The 20007-nt window shown below is 40.5% G+C and carries 19 protein-coding genes; 9 read left to right on the top strand and 10 right to left on the bottom strand.

Annotated elements, in window-relative coordinates; genetic code table 11:
• Positions 1-347 precede the first annotated feature (347 nt).
• The 5 genes from HC643_RS08365 (at position 348) to HC643_RS08345 (ending at position 5180) form a co-directional block, all read left to right on the top strand.
• A complete protein-coding gene (locus HC643_RS08365) occupies positions 348-1004 on the top strand; it encodes an L-threonylcarbamoyladenylate synthase (protein WP_038072428.1) in 657 nt (218 codons plus the stop codon).
• A 375-nt stretch (positions 1005-1379) separates the two neighbouring features.
• Positions 1380-2600, top strand: coding sequence for a HetZ-related protein (locus tag HC643_RS08360; protein WP_038072426.1), 1221 nt, complete (start codon positions 1380-1382; stop codon positions 2598-2600).
• Positions 2601-3214: 614 nt separating this feature from the next.
• Positions 3215-3421, top strand: coding sequence for a DUF751 family protein (locus HC643_RS08355; RefSeq protein WP_050046276.1), 207 nt, complete (start codon positions 3215-3217; stop codon positions 3419-3421).
• Positions 3422-3477: 56 nt separating this feature from the next.
• A complete protein-coding gene (gene rbfA / locus HC643_RS08350; protein WP_038072423.1) occupies positions 3478-3876 on the top strand; it encodes a 30S ribosome-binding factor RbfA in 399 nt (132 codons plus the stop codon).
• 1067 nt (positions 3877-4943) lie between these two features.
• Positions 4944-5180, top strand: a complete 237-nt coding sequence (locus HC643_RS08345; protein WP_017749881.1) for a DUF4327 family protein — start codon at positions 4944-4946, stop codon at positions 5178-5180.
• 321 nt (positions 5181-5501) lie between these two features.
• Here HC643_RS08345 and HC643_RS08340 read toward each other — a convergent pair whose 3' ends face one another.
• Positions 5502-5849 (bottom strand): hypothetical protein, encoded by a 348-nt coding sequence (locus HC643_RS08340; protein WP_038072421.1) that lies wholly within the window; start codon positions 5847-5849, stop codon positions 5502-5504.
• Between the two features lie 137 nt (positions 5850-5986).
• Between HC643_RS08340 and cdf31 the strand changes: the two genes are divergently transcribed.
• Complete coding sequence (cdf31, locus tag HC643_RS08335; protein ID WP_038072419.1) at positions 5987-6874, top strand: CDF family zinc efflux transporter Cdf31; 888 nt, start codon at positions 5987-5989, stop codon at positions 6872-6874.
• Between the two features lie 62 nt (positions 6875-6936).
• Here cdf31 and guaA read toward each other — a convergent pair whose 3' ends face one another.
• The 5 genes from guaA to HC643_RS08310 all read right to left on the bottom strand — a co-directional run bounded on the left by guaA (position 6937) and on the right by HC643_RS08310 (position 11538).
• Positions 6937-8559, bottom strand: a complete 1623-nt coding sequence (gene guaA, locus HC643_RS08330; protein ID WP_038072417.1) for a glutamine-hydrolyzing GMP synthase — start codon at positions 8557-8559, stop codon at positions 6937-6939.
• 222 nt (positions 8560-8781) lie between these two features.
• A complete protein-coding gene (cbiD, locus tag HC643_RS08325) occupies positions 8782-9900 on the bottom strand; it encodes a cobalt-precorrin-5B (C(1))-methyltransferase CbiD (RefSeq protein WP_038072416.1) in 1119 nt (372 codons plus the stop codon).
• Between the two features lie 46 nt (positions 9901-9946).
• Entirely contained in the window at positions 9947-10243 is a 297-nt protein-coding gene (locus HC643_RS08320) for a DUF7734 family protein (protein WP_038072413.1), read from the bottom strand.
• A 144-nt stretch (positions 10244-10387) separates the two neighbouring features.
• Entirely contained in the window at positions 10388-10981 is a 594-nt protein-coding gene (locus tag HC643_RS08315) for a DUF3177 family protein (protein WP_038072411.1), read from the bottom strand.
• 335 nt (positions 10982-11316) lie between these two features.
• A complete protein-coding gene (locus HC643_RS08310) occupies positions 11317-11538 on the bottom strand; it encodes a Calvin cycle protein CP12 (protein WP_038072409.1) in 222 nt (73 codons plus the stop codon).
• 408 nt (positions 11539-11946) lie between these two features.
• Between HC643_RS08310 and HC643_RS08305 the strand changes: the two genes are divergently transcribed.
• Positions 11947-13161 carry an FIST signal transduction protein gene (locus HC643_RS08305; RefSeq protein ID WP_038072407.1) on the top strand — a complete coding sequence of 405 codons (1215 nt, stop codon included), beginning with the start codon at positions 11947-11949 and terminating at the stop codon, positions 13159-13161.
• Between the two features lie 346 nt (positions 13162-13507).
• Here HC643_RS08305 and HC643_RS08300 read toward each other — a convergent pair whose 3' ends face one another.
• Complete coding sequence (locus tag HC643_RS08300) at positions 13508-14614, bottom strand: metallophosphoesterase family protein (RefSeq protein ID WP_050046277.1); 1107 nt, start codon at positions 14612-14614, stop codon at positions 13508-13510.
• A gap of 294 nt (positions 14615-14908) precedes the next feature.
• On the opposite strand from HC643_RS08300, the gene trmB reads away from it, so the two are divergent.
• A complete protein-coding gene (gene trmB / locus HC643_RS08295; RefSeq protein ID WP_038084102.1) occupies positions 14909-15544 on the top strand; it encodes a tRNA (guanosine(46)-N7)-methyltransferase TrmB in 636 nt (211 codons plus the stop codon).
• Positions 15545-16042: 498 nt separating this feature from the next.
• Positions 16043-16750 (top strand): response regulator, encoded by a 708-nt coding sequence (locus HC643_RS08290; protein WP_167844637.1) that lies wholly within the window; start codon positions 16043-16045, stop codon positions 16748-16750.
• Between the two features lie 17 nt (positions 16751-16767).
• Here HC643_RS08290 and HC643_RS08285 read toward each other — a convergent pair whose 3' ends face one another.
• The 3 genes from HC643_RS08285 to HC643_RS08275 form a co-directional block, all read right to left on the bottom strand.
• The gene (locus tag HC643_RS08285) at positions 16768-17409 is read right to left on the bottom strand and encodes a hypothetical protein (RefSeq protein ID WP_038084104.1); all 642 of its coding nucleotides are present in this window, start codon (positions 17407-17409) and stop codon (positions 16768-16770) included.
• A gap of 235 nt (positions 17410-17644) precedes the next feature.
• A complete protein-coding gene (locus HC643_RS08280; protein WP_050046279.1) occupies positions 17645-18382 on the bottom strand; it encodes a hypothetical protein in 738 nt (245 codons plus the stop codon).
• Positions 18383-18791: 409 nt separating this feature from the next.
• Entirely contained in the window at positions 18792-19955 is a 1164-nt protein-coding gene (locus HC643_RS08275) for a hybrid sensor histidine kinase/response regulator (protein ID WP_038084107.1), read from the bottom strand.
• Positions 19956-20007 lie beyond the last annotated feature (52 nt).

Raw genomic sequence — 20007 nt, 5'->3', positions numbered from 1 at the left:
AGTCTAGCCCTGTAAAAAGGTCTCCTTGCATGGGGGACTGGCATATAGCCCCGTGCGGGTATAGCTAAGGGCATTGCGTATTTCTTATGCCCGGACATTGCACGATGCTGTAGGCTTTGCCCGTAAGGGCAATAAGCGAAGCTATATGCCTTGCACATCTCCTCTCGGAGATACCCGAAGGGTTAGTTGAGGCACATTGCTTTGCGCCCGTACACAAACTATCACTAACCCTCTTTTTCTGCCAGTTCCCTATGGAGGAGAGAAGTTGCAAGCAGAAGACAGCACTCATCCCACCACCTACTCACCACTAACAACTAACAACCACCAACAACCCTTATTTATCTCTTATGGCAAAAATTTTTCCAGTTCATCCTGATAATCCGCAATCTCGACGAATAGAAGAGATACAAGCAGAATTGCGACGCGGCGCGGTGATGCTTTATCCTACTGACACGGTTTATGCGATTGGATGCGATCTAAATGTTAAGTCAGCAGTGGAGCGAGTGCGGCAGATCAAACAGTTAGCAAATGATAAACCGCTAACATTTTTGTGCCCCTCTCTCTCAAATGTCACCACGTATGCTTTTGTAAAGGATACAGCTTATCGAATTATGAAGCGTCTGATTCCCGGTCCGTATACGTTTTTACTACCTGCGACTAAGTTAGTACCGAGGTTGGTACAAAATCCGAAACGGAAAACGACTGGAATTAGAGTCCCAAATCACACCGTTTGCTTGGCACTGCTAATGGCATTAGAAAACCCAATTATTTCCACTTCAGCCCACGTGCCTTCAGATGATGTTGATGAGTTGCTTGAGGTAGGAACAGACCCTTTCCTCTCCCGCGTAGAAATGTTCGATCGCTTGGATAAACTGGTAGATGTGATTGTGGATACTGGCGAGGAACCCACTTATGAAGTCTCTACCATTTTAGACTTGACAGGAGAACGACCAGTTCTCACAAGACAAGGTTTGGGTTGGGAAAAAGCTGCAACGCTAGTATAAGCTTTATACATCACTACTTCATCTGACGATTTCGGATTTTGAAGGTTTAGCGCTCCAGTTTTACGATTGTCATACTTGTTAAGCTGAAAGTGCCAGTCACTCAATTGGGTCAAAAGCCTTACAGAGTTCAGGTTAGAGCCATTTTAATTTGGCTGTAGAGAATTGCATGCCACTGAGTATCTGGTGGCTTGTGAACGAAGCGACACAATGCAATCCCTGTAACTTTTCCGGATGCTCTACAGTCTTATATGTAAGCAGTGCTGATGGCGGTTCTTGACATATGAAGAATATGTAAGTTATTCGTCAGTAGAAGCTTGACACCTCAGCGCTGTTTATGCTTTGTCCTTACGGTGCTATACCACTCCCAGAAACATCATGAAAGCTAACCTCGCCAATCTACCTACCCCAACACCAGATTTCAATCGCGAAGCTTCTACAGAACAATCCCAAACAATTGATACAAATGCTTTGGTGCAAATGTTGTGTCAGGATATGCAACCTGAGGTGAAAACATCACTGGATTGCATGGAAGCTGTAGCAAAGCGCATAGCCCGAGAGGTAGAACGTATTTGTGAAAAAAGTTCTCGTATTAAAACTTCCGGACAAGTTACGTCTTGGTTAGTCACTTTAGCTAGACATCGGTTGCATAAATGCCTGCATTACTACCAATTAGGTTCAAAAAAAGGTCGGGTAGAATTACACAGCCAACTGGGTGCTATGGTTTATCGCCACGTTGCCACACCTAACTCCGATTTAGGATTTGATGCCCGTTACAACCTAATTGAAGACTTTCTGCAAGCGTTTTATTTGGAAGCAATTAAAGCTTTCCGTCGGGAAAACGAATTAGCTGAAGATTACACACCTCGGACTCAATTAGAACTGGCAGAATACATGGCGTTTACCGAACAGTATGCCAAGCGTCGCATTAACTTACCTGGTGGTGCCAATCAACAGCTTGTGATACTGCGTGCTCAAGGTTTTGCTCGCCGTCTACCTCAAGAAACAACAGTTGATATTGAAAGGGCAGTTGAGTCTGGCAAAACTGAAGATTCCGAATCTTACCAACGGAATTCGGCAGTTCAACAAGTACGTTCTCAAATGATTGCACAACCGAGCTTCGATCCCGCTGAGGAATCCGAGCGCGATCGCGTCATTTCGGAATTAGTAAAATACTTAGAATCGCAAGGACAATCTGACTGTGTCGATTACTTAACATTAAAATTACAAGATTTTTCTGCTCCAGAAATCGATCAAATTCTCGGTCTTACCAGTCGTCAGAGAGATTATTTACAACAGCGTTTTAAATATCATGTGGAAAAGTTCGCAAAACAACACCACTGGCAATTGGTACATCAATGGCTCGGCGCTGGGTTGGAGCAAAAGTTGGGTTTATCATCTCAACAGTGGGATATATTTTTAAGCCAATTAACCGAACAGCAACGCCAAATACTAGACCTCAAAGCTGAAAAGCAAAGCGACCAAGCGATCGCTAAAGCTGTTAAATGTACCCCCAAACAACTACAAAAGCGCTGGACTCAACTGTTAGAACTTGCATGGGATATTCGGAACGGAAACACTGAAATTCAGCCCGGTTAAAGTCATGGTTATTTGCATCTACTTTATGAACGCAAGCTTAACCAATTTATTTCTGACTTTATCCTGTTTGTTTAAATGTTTATTATACCTTGGATACCTTTCAGTTTAACTCCAATTCTTCTCTATTTCCCCCGCCAATCTTACTATTTAATATTAGGGATTGCGACTGCTTTGTTGAATCTTAGTTTCAAACAATATATTTTGTAGTCTCTTTTCAAAATAGTATAATTTGTCTCTTAATTGATAGAAACTTAAATTAGGAAGCGGGGGTATAAAGGGAAGTAAAAAACTGAAACGAATCAAATTAAACCCAAAAAATATATAAAAATTATTATCAAATTTCTTTAATTTTAAAATATTCATTTTATGAGATTTATCAAATAAAAATAGGGTGCTAAATGCCTATTACCCAAAGATTTGTCCGAGCAATTTCTGCGACATCCAGTTACACATACAGTACTGCCACCATTATTGGTAGAAAAAATTTATTTATATTAAAATACACTACTTTAAAATAGAAAAATCAACGGCTTACTGGTTCCCGCTCGCTGTATTAAGATAAGATTATAGGGAGAAACCAACCTACATCTTATATCAAAACCATCTCAAATCAAATGTTTGAAGGATTTTGGGCAAACGTCTTTAGATATCCCCGTTACTTGGTGACTATTCTCTTAGGAGTCGTGTTAAACGCATTTTCGCCTTTGATACCGTTATTTAAACGCCCAGTTACCTTAGTCGCTCTTTTGGGATTTTTTGGAGCTAGTCTTGTTTTCGTCACTCTGACTTTGCGCGCAATGCTGGGCTTAAGCTCAGTTTAGTCTGAAGTTTAGAGATATTTTCATCATTACAACCTCTTGTGAGGAGATAAATTGTTATGGCTACAGATCGCCGTGTTTCCCGAGTTGCTGAATTGATAAAACGGGAAGTTAGCCAAATGCTGCTCAACGGGATTAAGGATGACCGTGTGGGTACAGGAATGGTAAGTGTCACTGACGTTGATGTTTCTGGTGATTTGCAGCACGCCAAAATCTACGTCAGTATATATGGTTCGGAGGAAGCCAAAGCAGAAACAATGGCTGGGCTAAAGTCGGCGACAGGTTATGTCCGCAGCGAACTAGGTGCAAGAGTTCGCCTGCGTCGCACTCCAGAAGTCGTCTTTATTGAAGATCGTTCTATAGAACGCGGTACTAAAGTGCTGTCACTCTTAAACCGATTGCAGGAAGAACGGAAGCCCGAGCGAGAAAACAATTACGATAAAGATGAAGAATCTTAATCTAAAAGATTAAGTAACGTGAACAACAATCAACTTATGGTATATTAGCCAAACATTTTACAGACGCGAAGCCTTCGCGTCTGTTTCAATGTTGATATATATAAAATTCAAGGCTAAGGAGTGAAACACATAAGATATATTAATAGTTAACCGTTAAGAGAGCCAGCGCTTATTTAATCATGATGCGATCGCTAAATAACTTGAAAAAAGGCAATAGAGCAGAAAAGCAAGAATCACAGACGCTCATAAAAGTTATATAAGGCAACAAAACTTTGGAAACTTATCAACACTGTCTCAGAGTAAAAAGACTTATTTCAAATGGAATATGAAACTTAGACTCTTGATTGCTAAACTCAAGCCATTGCTAACTTGGAGGCAAACTTCTCATGTAGTAGTCAATGTGAGTTTTGTGTTTGTTGATTCCGTCAGTTACCCAAACTACCAAAGTCGCAACAGTTTTCCTTAAGAAAATATTAATAAGTCATGACTAATGAACCTTTGTGTTGTAGGGTAGCTTTTGTGTTTTGCAACACTTTATACTCACTATCCCAGCAATTGTTTCAAGCGTATTTTCTGCTAAACAAAGACAAAAGAGTGGAGAGAGTACCTTACGTACTTTGTTGAGTATGTAACCAGAGCAGAAGTAGCCTCTTTGTTGCGTGGAAAAAGGTTTTACCTAAAGTTTCTTACCTTTTTCATCCTTATTTCTAGAGGATGGATATTGAACCCTATGGTAAAGAACGCCCGTACTGACTTTTTGGAAACATTCAACATCTTCGACTTTCTGCCGTATGCCCTTATTCTTGTAATTTATGATTTATCCAACCTGTATTGGACAAATGCACTACCATATTTACCCCGTGTGTACGCCAAACTTGGAAAATGTCAGAGAACTTTGACAATTTTAACATTTCTTCATATAATTTGAGGATGTGTAGCGTCAAAATGAAAATAGTTCCGTATATAAAACTACAAAACTGTAGCAACTAGTCTTTTATTTCCGGTGATGTTTGTTCCTAACTAATTTTGGGAATACTACTTACGTGTTAATCTGTGAGCAAAAAATCATGAGTGTGAATACGGTGCCTTCTATCAGTTACTATTCTTTAGACGTGATACAAGAGGAAGCACGGCGGTTAGTTCAAAGGGGCTTGGTTAGCAGACAGCAGCCAATCTACACCCTGTGCCAGTATATTCCAGCTAGAGAATGGGTCTGCATTGAATGCGAATTGGAAAAGTGTGATTTTTTATTACGCGATCGCATCGCCGATCTGATTGGTCGCGAACAATGGGAAAACGACTGATCGGTTTTCGCTCCGATGTATGGATTAGGAACTGATTTCGGGTAAGCGTGATTTAGATGGAAAGAGACTTCATCTTTTTGTTGAATGACATTCTCTACTACATCGACAACCCACAACTATCCGGAAAAGAAAATATTCCACGTCTGCTAAATACATATGTACTAATGTTTTTATAAAATTCCCTGAAATACACCCGCATACAGCCGTTTCGAGCAACCAGTCTTTGAAGCGTGGCTGTATCGGGTGTAATTACTTTATGGGTATTTTAGATTTTGGATTGGGAAATACACGATTTCTCCTTGTCTCCCAACCCCCAACCGTCTACTCCCTCTCTAAATACTGATTCACATCCTCAATAACTCGGGTCAGTTCAGCTTCTGTTGTTAAGCGAATATTAAGGTCACGGATAGTTAACAAAACTTTAGCGGCGAAGGGAGAAGGCCAAATATTAGGATTGCAAAAAATTTCTAGAAACACTTCTCCTGTATATCGATATTCCATAGGAGATTGTGGTGTAGGCTTACTACTACCAGACGCACTTTTAGCAGAGACGACTTTAAGACTGTGCGTTAACTGGTCAAGGGTCGCCTTAAGTTCTCGTGCTGCTTCCAGTGAAAAACTAAAAGAGACAGAACCTTCAACTAGATTCAGTGTTAAATTTCCGGACATGAGTTTTCTATCAAAACGTCTAAATAATTCATGTTACCGGGATTTAACTTGAAATTACGTAAGGGTTTGCAACATTCTTTAGATGTTCCCAGTTTTACAATGTAAGTTGTAAAACAAAATATTTAAAGACTGATTTTATGACCTACGATAATAGGGGTGCAGTACAAAAAGTTTTAATTATTACTTTATTCCTCAACATATTTGTGATGGCATTGAAAGCTGTTGTGGGATATTTGACAGGTTCTTTAAGCTTACAAGCTGATGCCTTGCACAGTGTGACTGATAGTGCCAACAATATTTTAGGATTAGTTGCTAGTCGGTTCTCTTCGCCAAAACCGGATCGCGAGCATCCTTACGGACACCAAAAATTTGAAGCAGTGGGAGCGTTAGGGATTTCTGCTTTTTTAGGCATAGCCTGTTTTGAAATTCTTCAAGGAGCAGTGGAACGAATCATCCATGGCGGTCAGATGGTTAGAATCTCACCATCAGAATTATGGATACTGCTGATAGTTTTAGGAGTCAATATTTTTGTAGCTTTTTACGAACGTGGTGTAGGACAGAGAGTTGGTAGCCCGATCCTGATTGCTGACGCCAAACACACCATGAGTGATATTTGGGTGACCATTTCCGTTATTGGTGGATTGATTGGTGTATGGTTGGGCGTTCAATGGATAGATGTAGCTTTAGCTTTTCCCGTCGCGTTGTTAGTTTTTTGGAGTGGTTGGACAGTTTTAACAGAAAATTTACCCTGGCTAGTTGACAGAATAGCGATCGCACCGGAAGCCATTCATGCGATCGCAGTTTCTGTTCCCGGTGTTCTCAACTGTCACGATATTGCTTCTCGGGGCGTTTTAGGTCGTCAGGCTTTCATTGAGATGCACTTAATCGTGGATGCAGCAGATGTAGAGACTGCTCATCAAATTACAGAAGAAGTAGAGAGGCGGTTAGAAGAACGGTTTCATCCAGTTAGAATTCTCATTCACGTCGAACCACCAACTTATCAATCCAGTCACATTACTTTTTGATAGTGGTTAGTTGTTGGTTGTTGGTTATTCAAACCACGAACTACTAACCACTAACCATTAACCTATTCCCACTCTATAGTTCCAGGTGGCTTGGAAGTGATATCGTAAACGACACGGTTCACGCCTTTTACCTCATTAACAATTCGGTTGGAAATCACTTCTAAAACATCGTAAGGGACACGCGCCCAGTCTGCTGTCATACCATCTTCACTTTGTACGATCCGCAAAACGATGGGATAGGCATAGGTACGTTGGTCACCCATGACTCCCACACTGCGAATTGGAAGAAGTACAGCAAAAGCTTGCCAGTAATCGTGATACAAACCACGTTGGTTAATTTCTTGACGCACGATTAAGTCAGCATCGCGTAAAATGTTCAGGCGTTCGGCAGTGACTTCACCTAAGATGCGAATTGCCAAACCCGGTCCTGGAAAAGGATGTCGTTGTACGATTTCTTCTGGCAAACCGATAGCACGTCCGACTTTACGGACTTCATCTTTAAACAGCTTCCGTAGGGGTTCCACCAGTTTAAATCTCAAATCTTTAGGCAATCCCCCAACATTGTGATGGCTCTTGATTTTGACTGCGACTCGTTCCCCAGTTTGCGGGTCAACATTAGTATCGGCAGATTCGATCACGTCTGGGTAGAGGGTTCCTTGTGCCAAATAATCAAACGGACCAAGAGTTTTTGAGGTTTCTTCAAATGCACGGATAAACTCATGTCCGATAATCCGACGCTTTTCTTCAGGGTCGGTAACGTCAGCCAATGCGGAAAGGAAACGCTCTCTAGCATTGACGTATTCTACGGGAATATGAAACTGCTCTCGGAACAGTTTTATTAATCTCTCCGGCTCGTACTTCCGCATAAAGCCTTGGTCGATGAACACACAAGTCAATTGGTCGCCAATGGCTTTGTGCAGTAAGAATGCCAAAGTAGAAGAATCGACTCCTCCGGAAAGTGCTAGCAATACACGTTTGTCACCAACTTTAGCGCGAATTTCTCGAATGGCCTCTTCTACAAAAGCAGCCGTCGTCCAAGTTGGTTCGCACTCGCATATGTGGTACACAAAGTTACGAATTAAAGCCAATCCACCAATAGAATGAACGACTTCTGGATGAAATTGAACCCCGTAGAGTTTTTTCTTGTGCTCGGCGATGGCTGCACAAGGGGTATTTTCTGTATGTGCTAGCACTTCAAACCCAGGTGGCATATTGATGACTGAGTCCCCGTGGCTCATCCACATAGTTGTGCCATCTTCGACATTAGTCAGCAGGTCTGTCGGGTCATCTATATGTAGAGAGGCTTTTCCGTACTCCCCTCGGTCAGCTTTTGCCACTTCTCCACCCATTTGTTGCACCATGAGTTGCATACCGTAGCACACACCCAAAATAGGAATTCCTAAATCCCATATCTTTGGATCGCAATGGGGAGCGCCGTTGTCATACACTGACTTTGGTCCACCCGAAAGGATGATTCCCTTGGGATTGAGTTGACGTAGTGCTTCAGCTGTGGTGCGATAGGAAAGGACTTCTGAATAAACCTGTGTTTCACGAATTCGACGAGCAATCAGTTCGGAATATTGAGAACCGAAGTCTAGAATTACAATGATTTGGCGATTGAGTTGCCTCAAAGATTCCTCTGTTTGAGGCGCTTGTTGTGTGGGTAGAGTCACCGCAGTATTCATGACGGGATGGTGTAAATTGAATGAAGATTGACAACTAGGGGGTATTGATTGATACCAGTTTCTGCCTTACCAGATGGTGATGGTAAAATAGCTCTTTCCTAGACGCGACATTGCTGCGCGACTGTACAGACCTTATACGTAGCAGTGAGATTACGAAAAAACTTACTCTAACCTGGTAAAAAAAGTTATTGAACGCTAGTGTTTAAGATTATTCATATTAAATTAACATAGTTTTGCCATGAGAGTATGTGCAGTTTTGCTTTTTACAATAACTTTGCGATCGCGATCGAAAAGGACTGAGCCAACATACGGTAATGTCCCTGCTTCACCGATCTGGTTCTTTATATAATCTCGCGAACGAGAATCAATTTCTTGCACAATAGAAGTATATACCCGTTCTACCCAATCATGACCACCAGATGTATGTAAAGAGCGGAGGTAAACCAAAGCTGCTTCTGCTGTACTGCTGTTAAACACAACCTGCAAGTCTTGAGTGGGTAGACCAACATTAGCACAATGAGCTACTAGAATGTCCCGACGTCCATCAGCAAGATGATGATGGGTGTGAAAGATTCCGCCCGCAAGTTTTATGAGCTTGCCATGATATCCAAATAATAGGATTTGCTTAACATTTTGTAAAGCTGCTTCTACAAGCATCGGACCAAGCCAATTAGCTGTTTTTACCAGTTTTTCTCGGTCAATCCCTAGTTTTCGCGCTAAATCTAAACCATTTTCACCAACACAAAACACCAAACAATCAAACCGGGATACTTTATATTGTAACTGTTCTCGAAAAGCTTCCAATTGACCCGGAGCACTTAAGGGTTGAGAAATCCCTGTTGTTCCGAGTAGAGAGAGACCTTCAACAACACCAAAAGCAGCGTTAGAAGTCCGAAGAGCAAGCGATCTGCCTTCTGGTAAAATAATTGTTACAGTAATTCTTTCTTCCGGTGCAAGCATTGGCTGCAAATTCTCTTGCAACAACCTGCGAGCGTAAGCGTAAATAGCAGGTTTCCCCCCAGTTTCAACTATTTTTCCAATTCCCTCTCCCCCTTTAATAGTTATTTTCTCCCCATCTTTCCCTTGTGTTCCCAACTCCACCAACGCCCAGATAGGAGTGTTTCTTGTAATATCTAGATTATCTCCAGGATCGGAGCGAGCGATCGCCAAAGCCATATTGTCGGACAACCCCGCAACCTGTTCTACAGGTATGTCTACCACTTGGCCAGGTTCAATCAAGTCTACTGATACAGAAAGTACGGCTTGACGGTAATGCAACCAGTGCAAAGCAGCCATAGCAGACGCACAAGCAAAGACAGGAAGAGTATATCCAGGAACCATAGGAATTATGAATTATGAATTATGAATTATGAATTATTTTCTGAATTCATAATTCATAATTCATAATTTCTTCCATGTTTTGCCAAGAGATGTCTTGCTGAATGTAACGTGGGGCTTCTGGATTGTAAGGGCTTGCAACTCGATCGATTTTGATAATTTTTGCGTCATTTGGGATTACGGGTATGTCGGGATCGAAAGCAGTTGGACGCATTAATGAACTGGAAAACCCTTTGAAAATAGCAATTTGGTCTTGTTCTCCTGCAACTTCTATTGTTACTAGTAAAACCTCTTGCGGATGTTTAGTTGTGTATTTTTCTAACTGCTTGTTAATAGAATGGGTCATAAATTAACAGATTATTGACAATCGCTAATAAGTGAGTTTAGAGCCCCAACTTCTTGAAGAAATTGGGGCTCCAACCAGCTTTTATAGTACAAAGGTACCGAATTTCTTTGTCAGGGATAGAGGGAGGATACGCCTGACTCACAATTATTGAGGTGTTGCTGAGCGTCCTTGCTTTCCTAACTTAATAAGGACAAAATAGCTTAAATAAAGCACGTAGATGACTAAACCAAGAATGCCAAGAAATCCAAGGAATCCTGGTTTTGTATCGTGATGGAAATAATCTTTAAACATAAGCGGTGCTTCAAACCAGACGCGACAATATGATGTTGCGATCGCAGTTTCAGAAAAAGCACAAACTATGAAAGGTATCAAAGCGAATGCACCTAAAATACAGTAAACAGTGATACCCCAACGCCATGAAGTAAAAATTAATTTTAGAAGTCCGTCTGGCTGATACTCTATTTCATCATTGAGATCTATCCAGAACCATAATGAAACGGGAATTAAAATACGAGCTATCAATCCTGAGATAAAACTAACACCAAATCCACCAATCATTAAGTATATCGTAATGGCTAGTAAACTGGCGACTCTCCAGTAAATTAGAAGTAAGCGTTGTATGGCTTCAGCTTTTTGTACAAAAGCCCAAAGTAGCAGAATTACAGGCAAAATAACTGTAAACAATACTGCTACTCGGTAGTCTATCCAAACTAGGGGACGAAACCAGACTTCAGGCATAATATTTCCTCATATTAGCGAGCGGGGACCAATTACCAATTAAGTATGACAAGTCATTTCAACTCACATGACTATAGTTTAAGTTTTCCCTCAAGAGGTTCAATCCCCCACTAGCTAGTCAGTTTTTTGTAGTTTGCTCATTGCTTGTTGGCTATCGGTCACAGATCGCTGTAAAAATAAAACCTCACTCTATTCCTCTAGACCCTGCTGTAACACGGGATGAAAAAGGTTGGAGTGAGATTCACACACAAGTGCTATTAAAGCACACAATTTTCAGTAAAAGGCTTGTGGTTGTGTTTCCACTAGCCCTAAAATAAGAGTTATGGAGTTAACTCTTAGTCTTCGTAAACTCTGCATTCATCTGCTTCTGGGTTGGCATCACAATATTGCTCTAGGGATGTTTTGCGCTTTGCTTGGCGTTGGTGAGAAGCCTCAGCTTGTAGTTCTTCCACTGCATCCCAAGCTGCTGCACATTCGGCAGAATTGCTACCTGTGACGTCACATGTAGCACGGGCTTGTTCAACTTCTTGGTCGATCTTGTCTTGAATGTTGCTCATTGTCTTAGTTCTTGTTGCGTGTTTTCAATACTAGTATAGAAAAATTTTCAAAATGACAGTTTTTCGTACTATCATCCCCTATTTTACTGTGTCTGTGCAATAATTTTGTCAATTAATGGATCTGTGCTTCATAACTATTACAGCATTTATGATAGTAACAGTGTATTCATCTATAATGTCTTAATGTTTTACAAGGTTACCGAAAAACTGTAAATTATACAATACTTCTTGATGTAAATACTAATATTATAAAAGTATAATCATTCTAAAAAATAACAGATTGCTGAGAGGATTAGTTAAGAAGTCGCATCAATTCTATTAGGATGCGTTATAGTAGTCCCCAAAATAGAAAAAGAAACTGGCTTACTTAACAACAAAAGCCGAAGAACAATATAGAGTGTAAAACTCATGGCAGACCAAATGCAGTGGGCAAATGCCCTATCAACCCGTCCTTCCTTAGAAGCAGCTGTTTCAGATGTAGTACAGCGCACTGTCTCATCGCTAACAGCACCTCCAGATTTAGGGCTGGTGTTTATTTCGTCTGCTTTTACGAGTGAGTACTCTCGCCTTTTGCCACTCCTAAACGAGCAACTGTCAGCACCTATATTGTTAGGTTGCAGTGGTGGTGGTGTGATTGGCACAACTCAGTGGGGAAAAACACAAGAGTTGGAAGCAGAACCCGCACTCAGTTTAACTTTGGCACACCTACCTGGGGTTAATATCAAGCCGTTTCATATTGTTCCTGAAGAATTACCGGATCTCGATGGACCACCAGATGCGTGGATAGATCTGATTGGCGTACCACCAACACCCGTGCCGCAATTTATACTATTGTCTGGCTCATTTTCTTCAGGAGTCAACGATTTATTACAGGGTTTAGATTTTGCATACCCAGGGTCAGTCACAATAGGAGGACAGGCAAGTGGTGGTGGTTTGGGAGGGCGGATCGCTCTTTTCTACAACGACCTTCTCTATAGAGAAGGAACTATTGGCATCGCCCTGAGTGGCAATATTGTTTTAGAAACAATTGTGGCACAGGGATGCAGACCTATTGGGAACCCTTGCCAAGTCACAAAAGGCGATCGCAATATCATCCTAGAACTTAACGAGCAAGTACCGTTAAAGGTATTGCGAGATTTGATTGCTGATTTGAGTGAAGAAGATCGCATGCTAGCACAACATTCCTTATTTGTTGGTTTAGCAATGGACGAATTCAAGCAAGAATTGCATCCAGGAGACTTTCTAATAAGAAGTATTTTAGGGGTAGAACCATCCGCAGGGGCAATTGCGATCGCCGACTACGTTCGTCCGGGACAGCGCTTGCAATTTCACTTACGCGATGCTCAAGCATCCGCTGAAGATTTAGAATTTTTGCTGCAAAGGTATCAAAAACACAGTTCTTCAGACGCAGCCGCAGTGGGAGCGCTCATGTTTTCTTGTGTTGGTAGAGGAGAGGGTCTTTACGGAAAGCCGGATTTTGATTCTCAATTATTCAATCGCTACATCAAAAATATACCATTAGCAGGCTTCTTTTGTGGCGGCGAGATCGGTCCTGTGGGGGGTAGTACGATGATACATAATTATACTTCTGTGTTTGGAATTTGTCGTTCTGTTAATGGCTAATGGCTAATTGCTAATGGCTAATTGCTAATGGCTAATTGCTAATGGTGAGTCCAGCCCTGAAGGCGGTGAGACCGGTGCTACAGGCGAGTTTCCCGCCGTAGGTAACTGGCGAACCCGTATAGCCCTGCGGGCATAGCTTCGCAACGCGTATAGCCCTGGCGGGGATAGCTTCGCAACGCGAAGCGTGTGCCTTGCACATAGCGTCTGTGCTCCTGAGATACAAGGGAGGGCGAACAAGGGAGGGCTAATGGCTAATGGCTGATGTTGAATTAACAATTAGCAATTAGCAATTAGCCATTAGCCATTAGCCATTAGCCATTAGCCATTAGCCATTAGCAATTAGCAATTAACCGCTAACTAACAACGTAGTGTTGTTATCAATGAAAAAGGGTGTACCGCTTGAGTCAATAGCACCATATTTCTGAAAATAACGCCGCAGTTCTAGCGGAAACTCAGGATAGTCAAAGACGGCGTCTCCGTCAGCCATATTTGCCCAAAAATATCGTAAGGTGGGAACTAGCTCTTTTGCTTGTGCTAAAGGTAAACTGATCGGTGGTACAGTGAGCAGCTTGATTAAGAAGGGAACACTGCGATCGCCCATCCATTTACGGGAGGAAGTTTGTAAATTAGGAAAGTTAGGGACTGAGTCTACTCGATAAGACAAAATTTGCAACCAGTCTTGACCGAAATCATTGCGATGAAACTCTAAAACACGATAAGGATGTGGATAACTGACTAAAGAACCTGTTGTTATGTCGTACACTCCGTCTGCGTAGGCGACATCCTGAACGTGTAAATGTCCGGTGAAAACTAAACTAACGCCATATTGTCGTAACAGGTGTAATAGTTCTGGAGCATTCTCCAACATATATCGGTTTGCCATAAGGTGGCGGGACTGGTTGGGTAAATGTTCAATCACATTGTGATGCACCATCACCAGCACGAGTTCGCCAACGGATGCAGCTAGTACTTCTTCCAACCATTGCAGTTGTTTGTCATCTAAACGCCCTATTTGCTTACCTTGGTCATTGAAGAAGTTGGAATTTAAGCCAACTAACCTCACTCCTGGTAGCAATTGACAAGTGTAGTAAAGTTGATTGGTGTTACCATACCCAAACTTGCGATAATAATGGGGAAAATTGGAAAAAGCAATTGATTGCTCGTTTGCCATCACAACTGGAACATCATGATTGCCAGGAACAACATAGGCGGGAAACGGTAACTGTGCCAAACGGTTTTGTAACCATGTATGGTTTTCTGGTTCACCATGCTGAGTTAAGTCGCCTGGTAGTAAAAGGAAATCTAAATCAAGTTGTGTGAGATGTTCTATTATGCTTTCAAATGCTGGAATGCTAACTTCGACTAAATGAAAGCGATCGGGATGATCCCAGATTGTGTGGGGAACTGCAACGTGCAAGTCGCTGACTACAGCAAAACGAAATTTTAGAGCCATTGACCTAATAGTGATGTTAAAAACAGGTGTAAAAACTCTTTTTAAATTGAGTATAGCCTGTAACTCCCCATGACTTGATTACACTATATATCGACGATCCCCGTTAATATTTGTATACAGAACGGGTTAGTTGTTAGTAGTTAGTGGTTATTAGGCGACAAATACCACTTACCCACAACTGTGTACGGGCGCAATACTTTGTCTGTTGACTAACATCCAACCATTTTTATGTATAAAAAAACACGTATTTGCTAATTTCTAACAACTAACCACTAACCAATAAGGAGAAATATTTTGGCAATTATTCGAGTCCGCCAACACGTTAACCCACTAGCACATAAGTATCAAACCCCTCTCAATCCACCAAATTGGGAAAAGGTTTTTGCCCAACCAAATTTACCACTACATTTAGATATTGGCTGTGCTAAGGGACGCTTTGTTCTTAATATGGCACAAGTGGAACCAATGTGGAATTTCTTAGGTTTGGAAATTCGGGAACCATTGGTAGCAGACGCAAATAGGTTGCGAGATGAGTTAGGGCTGAGAAACCTTCATTATTTGTTCTGCAACGCCAACAACTCACTCCGTCCCCTTTTGTCTTCTTTACCTCAAACAAGATTACAACGTGTCACAATTCAATTCCCCGATCCTTGGTTTAAAAATCGCCATGCAAAACGGCGAGTGGTACAGCCAGAATTAGTCGCAGAACTTGCAGAATTTCTTCTCCCTGGCGGTATTGTTTTTTTGCAGTCCGATATGGAGTTTTTAGCAGTCGAAATGTGCGATCGCTTTGCAGCTAATTCCGCTTTTGTGAGACATGGTAAGGGAGAATGGTTAGCAGAAAATCCTCTATCAGTTCCTACAGAAAGGGAAACATATACCCTTAACAAGGGAGAACCCGTTTATCGGGCTATCTTTGAAAAATCTTAAACTGAGGAAGACTTTATAGTTAACCGATACCCAATTGCTGTTCATCAAAGTTGCTCTCAAAATTCGCATCACTTGCTCTAAGTCTTAGGGAACTTAATAGCTGTCCCTCTCCCGTTTAAAACACTTTGCCATGTGAGTTTTGAATCCGTTGGTGTTTTTGCCTATTGGTCAAGTGCGCCTAACTCAGTTACCAGTTGTGCGAATCAGCCAAGGTTTTAGTTCTGCGATCGCTTGAACGCGCAAGCTTTACTCAACTTATCAAGTATTCAAATATAGGTACTGAAATAATAAAAAATTATTATTTATGCGATTCTCTGACGATCTTGGAAAAGCATTGATAAAATTGGTGAAACTCGGAAAAATATGTCAATACTAATCAATAGTGGGCTTGAAAGACAGATGGTTTGAGTATTTGTACGAATCACTCTTCCATAAAAGAGAACCATACCCCACTCTCCTTTACCCTAATTAGACTCTCAACTAAGAAACACTGTTACTATGAAACCTGAAAAGAGCGATTGTGATTCCAAAGATAGTGAAAATAATTCTCAATCTGTAGATAGATTGCGAGTACTTGTAGTAGATGATGATGTTGATAGCTGCATTTTTATGCGCTTTATTCTTGAAAGTTTTAATTTTCAGGTAATGACAGCCTCAAAGGTCATGGAAGCTGTGGAACTCATGGTGAAATTTCAGCCAAATCTTTTGATTAGTGATATCGTTATGCCTCAAATCAATGGTTATACGCTCATTCGTAAAGTTAGAACACTTAACCCTCCATTAGGACAAATCCCAGCTATAGCGGTAACAGGTCTGGATTTGGAAGAAGGACGCAACTTTGCTTTAAGGTATGGGTTTCAAGCTTATTTAATTAAACCAATCGCTCCAGATGAATTAATACTCTTAATAGAAAAACTTATAAAGAGCCCGTCAAACAATCAACTCCAATGCGAAAATTCATCTAAAATAATAACTACAAAAAGCTTCTTGCCTTCTCAATCAAAACAGGTAGATAAGTTACCAATTGAGACAACATCTTTACACAAAAATTCTGCCAATCAGATTATTATTAAAACTCAACAACTAAGAACTCAGTCAAAACAACTGAAGATACGTTATAACGACCTTGGCTGTCGCTTTGTAGTCTTAAGAGCTCTGTTTGCTCAAAGTCAACGGAAATTCGGGCGGATCAAGCTGTATCAATAAGATACAAATATGCATTTCTAATCTTTCTTTATCAATGGTTTCAGCACAAAAAATCCGTTATGCTGAAGCACATCCCGTTGCTCATCCGTAAGAAACATATAGCCTATGTCATACTTTTCATAAATAGAATAAAACTTGCCTTTAGGAAAATTTTGCTCCACAATCTGTAGAAGGGAATTTAAGTATTTAGAATCTGGAATTTGAATCGTGTTATAGTTAATTTTTGTACTGTAACGCTTTCCATTGAGTGTGAAAGACTGACCCACAGGCTGGTGTTTATTGTTAAATTCAGTTGAAATATTACTGATTGTAAAATCTCTGTGTGCTAGAGAAATTAATTTATACGTGAATTCCTTATATACAGCTTCTCTTGGTTCCGCATTTTCCCAATTGAAGGTCAAGACTAAGCGATCGAATGCCTTCAAAACTTGAGAGGAATGAGTCAAGTAGCTTTGTGCAATGTTGCGACGAGTAGCGGATATTTGCTGTGGAGTTAAGTAGTCTAATAGCCCAATCGTTTCAAGATTTTTTATAATTTTTTCAATACTATTTGTTGTAAGTAGGTTTTCATGGTCAATACTTACATAAAATTTTTCAAACAAAGCTTTAGCTTGATTTTCTGTTAAAGCAATAACACCAAAACCGTAACGTTCTAACAATGGTATCTCTGATATAGAAATTAAAATCCATGTGTCATAAAGCCGATAGGGGGACCCGCGATCGCGTAGGATTTTATTGAATAAATTGATAGATAACTCCTCGAATTGGTAGTCGCTTTGTTGATATTGCTTTCCATTAACACTAACGGAAACTATTACTCCCTTTCCGCCATAAGACTACCGATCTTCTTCTCCTCTTTCCTCTGTGTCCTCTGCGCCTCTGCGGTTCATTTAATTAAGAAATCTTCGAGCGCGAAGGGAGTAATTTCTCAGTTTGATAGTTGCTAAAGATTGTTTGTTTAACTATTTCTAATTTAAGATTTTCAAAATGAAGGTTTGCTACACCACTCTTGGCTAAGGTTTGGGCAATACCAACATAAATTTTTTGTAAGTAATCGGAAAAAGCTTCAGAGTTATCTCGTCGAGCAAAAACTGTAGATCCGTCAATATACTTAAATAACTCAATTCCATCGTTAACATTGTGAGACTTAAAATCTTTGAGGAGTCGCTTGTATCCCTCTTGTGAAAGTACAGCAGTAGAACGCAAGGAATTAAGGAGAGGTTCATATTGTTTTGATTCAAGCCATTCATAAATTTTCATTCGCCGTTTAGCCTGCTCAAATAGCTGAACATCAAGTTTTCCTATACGATTCCCCATGAGATCTGCTTGCAGTTGTTTGTGGACGTGTTGAGTGATAACACCTGACTCTCTAAGTTGATGCAAAATTTTAATTAATTGAGCGCGTTCCTCCTCATTTGGTTCTTCTACATCGAACCCCACAACTGCTTTAAACAATCCTACTGTAGGTGAAAAAGGAAGTAGACGGTCTGTAGCAGCCTGTATAAGTTGATCGAGTAAAGCCAAACGATCCGTAATTGCTCCCTCTGCAATTAAGCGAATAACCTCCTCATAACTTGCTTGTGTCATTAAGTTGAAGTTGCGGAGGTTGCGAGCAACATCTGTTAGAGACATGGTGTTTCTTATTGCAGCAGATTGGTCAAGCTGAATACCTTGTGTGGATAAAGGAAAAATAATTATAAAAAATACCAACCAAATGCAGGCTAATAGTTTTAAGAATGACAAGCAAAATTTCATAAGTGAAGTTGGCACAAATAAGCATATATAGTTTGTAGTTGTAATGTATGCCCTCCCTGCTAAGCTTTCTGCAAACACAGACATCGCAACTACAAATAGAAGACAGAAATTTTATATTTTTTTTACGTGTTTGTGTTTTTTTGCCAACAAACTCTAGTTTATAAAAGAAGAATTTTGCATGAGTTCTTATGTCTTTATTTGAAAGGTCGAATCATTCATCCCAAAATGACAAAATTTTTTCGGCTGATTGTTAGGGCAAACTGACTGTACAGGATTTGTTATAATTCTACTCCCTGCTCTTTCTAACTACAGGTAGTGTAACGGCAAAGGTCGTCCCTATACCAATCTCGCTATGAACGGAAATTTCCCCTCCAAGGGTGTCCACGCATTTTTTAACAATTGATAAACCCAATCCAGTACCGGGGATCGAACCTACATTGGAAGCTCGATAAAAAGGTTGAAACATTTGCTCGCGGTCTTCTTTTGGAATACCTATTCCATCGTCATGTATCTGAAAAATGACTTTTTGTGCCTGCCCAATCAATTCAAATCGAATGGTACTCTCTTGTGGGGAATATTTAATAGCATTGCTTAGCAAATTACTACAAATATGCCGCAGTACAATTTCATCCCACAATGCTTCTTCCAATTGACCAACACTTGTAAAAATCAGAGAAAGATGTTTTTCTTTTAAACTTAGTTGCACTTCTTCAATCAGTTGATGGCAAAATATTTCTAAATTAAGTAGTTGAAATTCACATATAAGTTTGCCGGAATCTGCTCTCCCTAAAAATGAAACTTCATCTAATATTTGAGCCATGCTTTTGATTGCAGAACGAATCAACTGATAATGAGAATTTTTTTTCTCTTTAGGCAATTTGTCTCCGCTATTATGCAATAATCCAGAAATTAACTGAATTGTATTTAAGGGGCTGCGAATATCGTGTGACAGCATGGAGACAAATTCTGATTTAAACTGACTGATTTCCTGAACTTTCACAAGTTCAGCTGTTCGTTCTTCAACCCGGCTTTCTAACGCCTGATTGACTGCACGTAATGATTCTAAAGCTTGTTTGCGCTCAATTGCATAACGTAGAGAACGAATCAAGACTGAGACATTAATTTGTCGTTTGACAAGATAATCTTGCGCTCCTTTCCGCACCGCTTCGAGGGCGAGTCGCTCGTCGTTAGTATTGGTCAATACAACAATTGGCAAATTAGGTGCTTGCTTTATCAAAGGCGAGAGGGAAGCTAACCCTTCACTATCTGGTAGGGTCAAATCTAACAAGATAGCGTCATAAGTAGCCCTACTTAATTCTTGAAGAGCGTCCCTCAATCGCTGAACGTGAAACAAACTAAATTGATTGGACTCGGCGTTTTTGAGTAACTCTTCTAACAACCTTGCTTCTGCAAGATTGTCCTCAATTAACAAAATTTTCACCGAGGTCACCCCCTATGGAATGATGAATTATGAATTATGGATTATGAATTATGAATGGAAG

The organism is Tolypothrix bouteillei VB521301 (genome assembly GCF_000760695.4).
GTDB classification, from domain to species: Bacteria; Cyanobacteriota; Cyanobacteriia; order Cyanobacteriales; family Nostocaceae; genus Scytonema; species Scytonema bouteillei_A.
This window is presented reverse-complemented; position numbering and strand designations above follow the sequence as displayed.

Coding starts and splice junctions, on each gene's coding strand:
- HC643_RS08360 (WP_038072426.1), top strand. CDS start 1,380: ATGAAAGCTAACCTCGCCAATCTACCTACCCCAACACCAGATTTCAAT.
- rbfA (WP_038072423.1), top strand. CDS start 3,478: ATGGCTACAGATCGCCGTGTTTCCCGAGTTGCTGAATTGATAAAACGG.
- HC643_RS08290 (WP_167844637.1), top strand. CDS start 16,043: ATGAAACCTGAAAAGAGCGATTGTGATTCCAAAGATAGTGAAAATAAT.
- HC643_RS08355 (WP_050046276.1), top strand. CDS start 3,215: ATGTTTGAAGGATTTTGGGCAAACGTCTTTAGATATCCCCGTTACTTG.
- HC643_RS08300 (WP_050046277.1), bottom strand. CDS start 14,614: ATGGCTCTAAAATTTCGTTTTGCTGTAGTCAGCGACTTGCACGTTGCA.
- guaA (WP_038072417.1), bottom strand. CDS start 8,559: ATGAATACTGCGGTGACTCTACCCACACAACAAGCGCCTCAAACAGAG.
- HC643_RS08365 (WP_038072428.1), top strand. CDS start 348: ATGGCAAAAATTTTTCCAGTTCATCCTGATAATCCGCAATCTCGACGA.
- cdf31 (WP_038072419.1), top strand. CDS start 5,987: ATGACCTACGATAATAGGGGTGCAGTACAAAAAGTTTTAATTATTACT.
- HC643_RS08310 (WP_038072409.1), bottom strand. CDS start 11,538: ATGAGCAACATTCAAGACAAGATCGACCAAGAAGTTGAACAAGCCCGT.
- cbiD (WP_038072416.1), bottom strand. CDS start 9,900: ATGGTTCCTGGATATACTCTTCCTGTCTTTGCTTGTGCGTCTGCTATG.
- HC643_RS08315 (WP_038072411.1), bottom strand. CDS start 10,981: ATGCCTGAAGTCTGGTTTCGTCCCCTAGTTTGGATAGACTACCGAGTA.
- HC643_RS08305 (WP_038072407.1), top strand. CDS start 11,947: ATGGCAGACCAAATGCAGTGGGCAAATGCCCTATCAACCCGTCCTTCC.
- HC643_RS08340 (WP_038072421.1), bottom strand. CDS start 5,849: ATGTCCGGAAATTTAACACTGAATCTAGTTGAAGGTTCTGTCTCTTTT.
- HC643_RS08280 (WP_050046279.1), bottom strand. CDS start 18,382: ATGTCTCTAACAGATGTTGCTCGCAACCTCCGCAACTTCAACTTAATG.
- HC643_RS08320 (WP_038072413.1), bottom strand. CDS start 10,243: ATGACCCATTCTATTAACAAGCAGTTAGAAAAATACACAACTAAACAT.
- HC643_RS08345 (WP_017749881.1), top strand. CDS start 4,944: ATGAGTGTGAATACGGTGCCTTCTATCAGTTACTATTCTTTAGACGTG.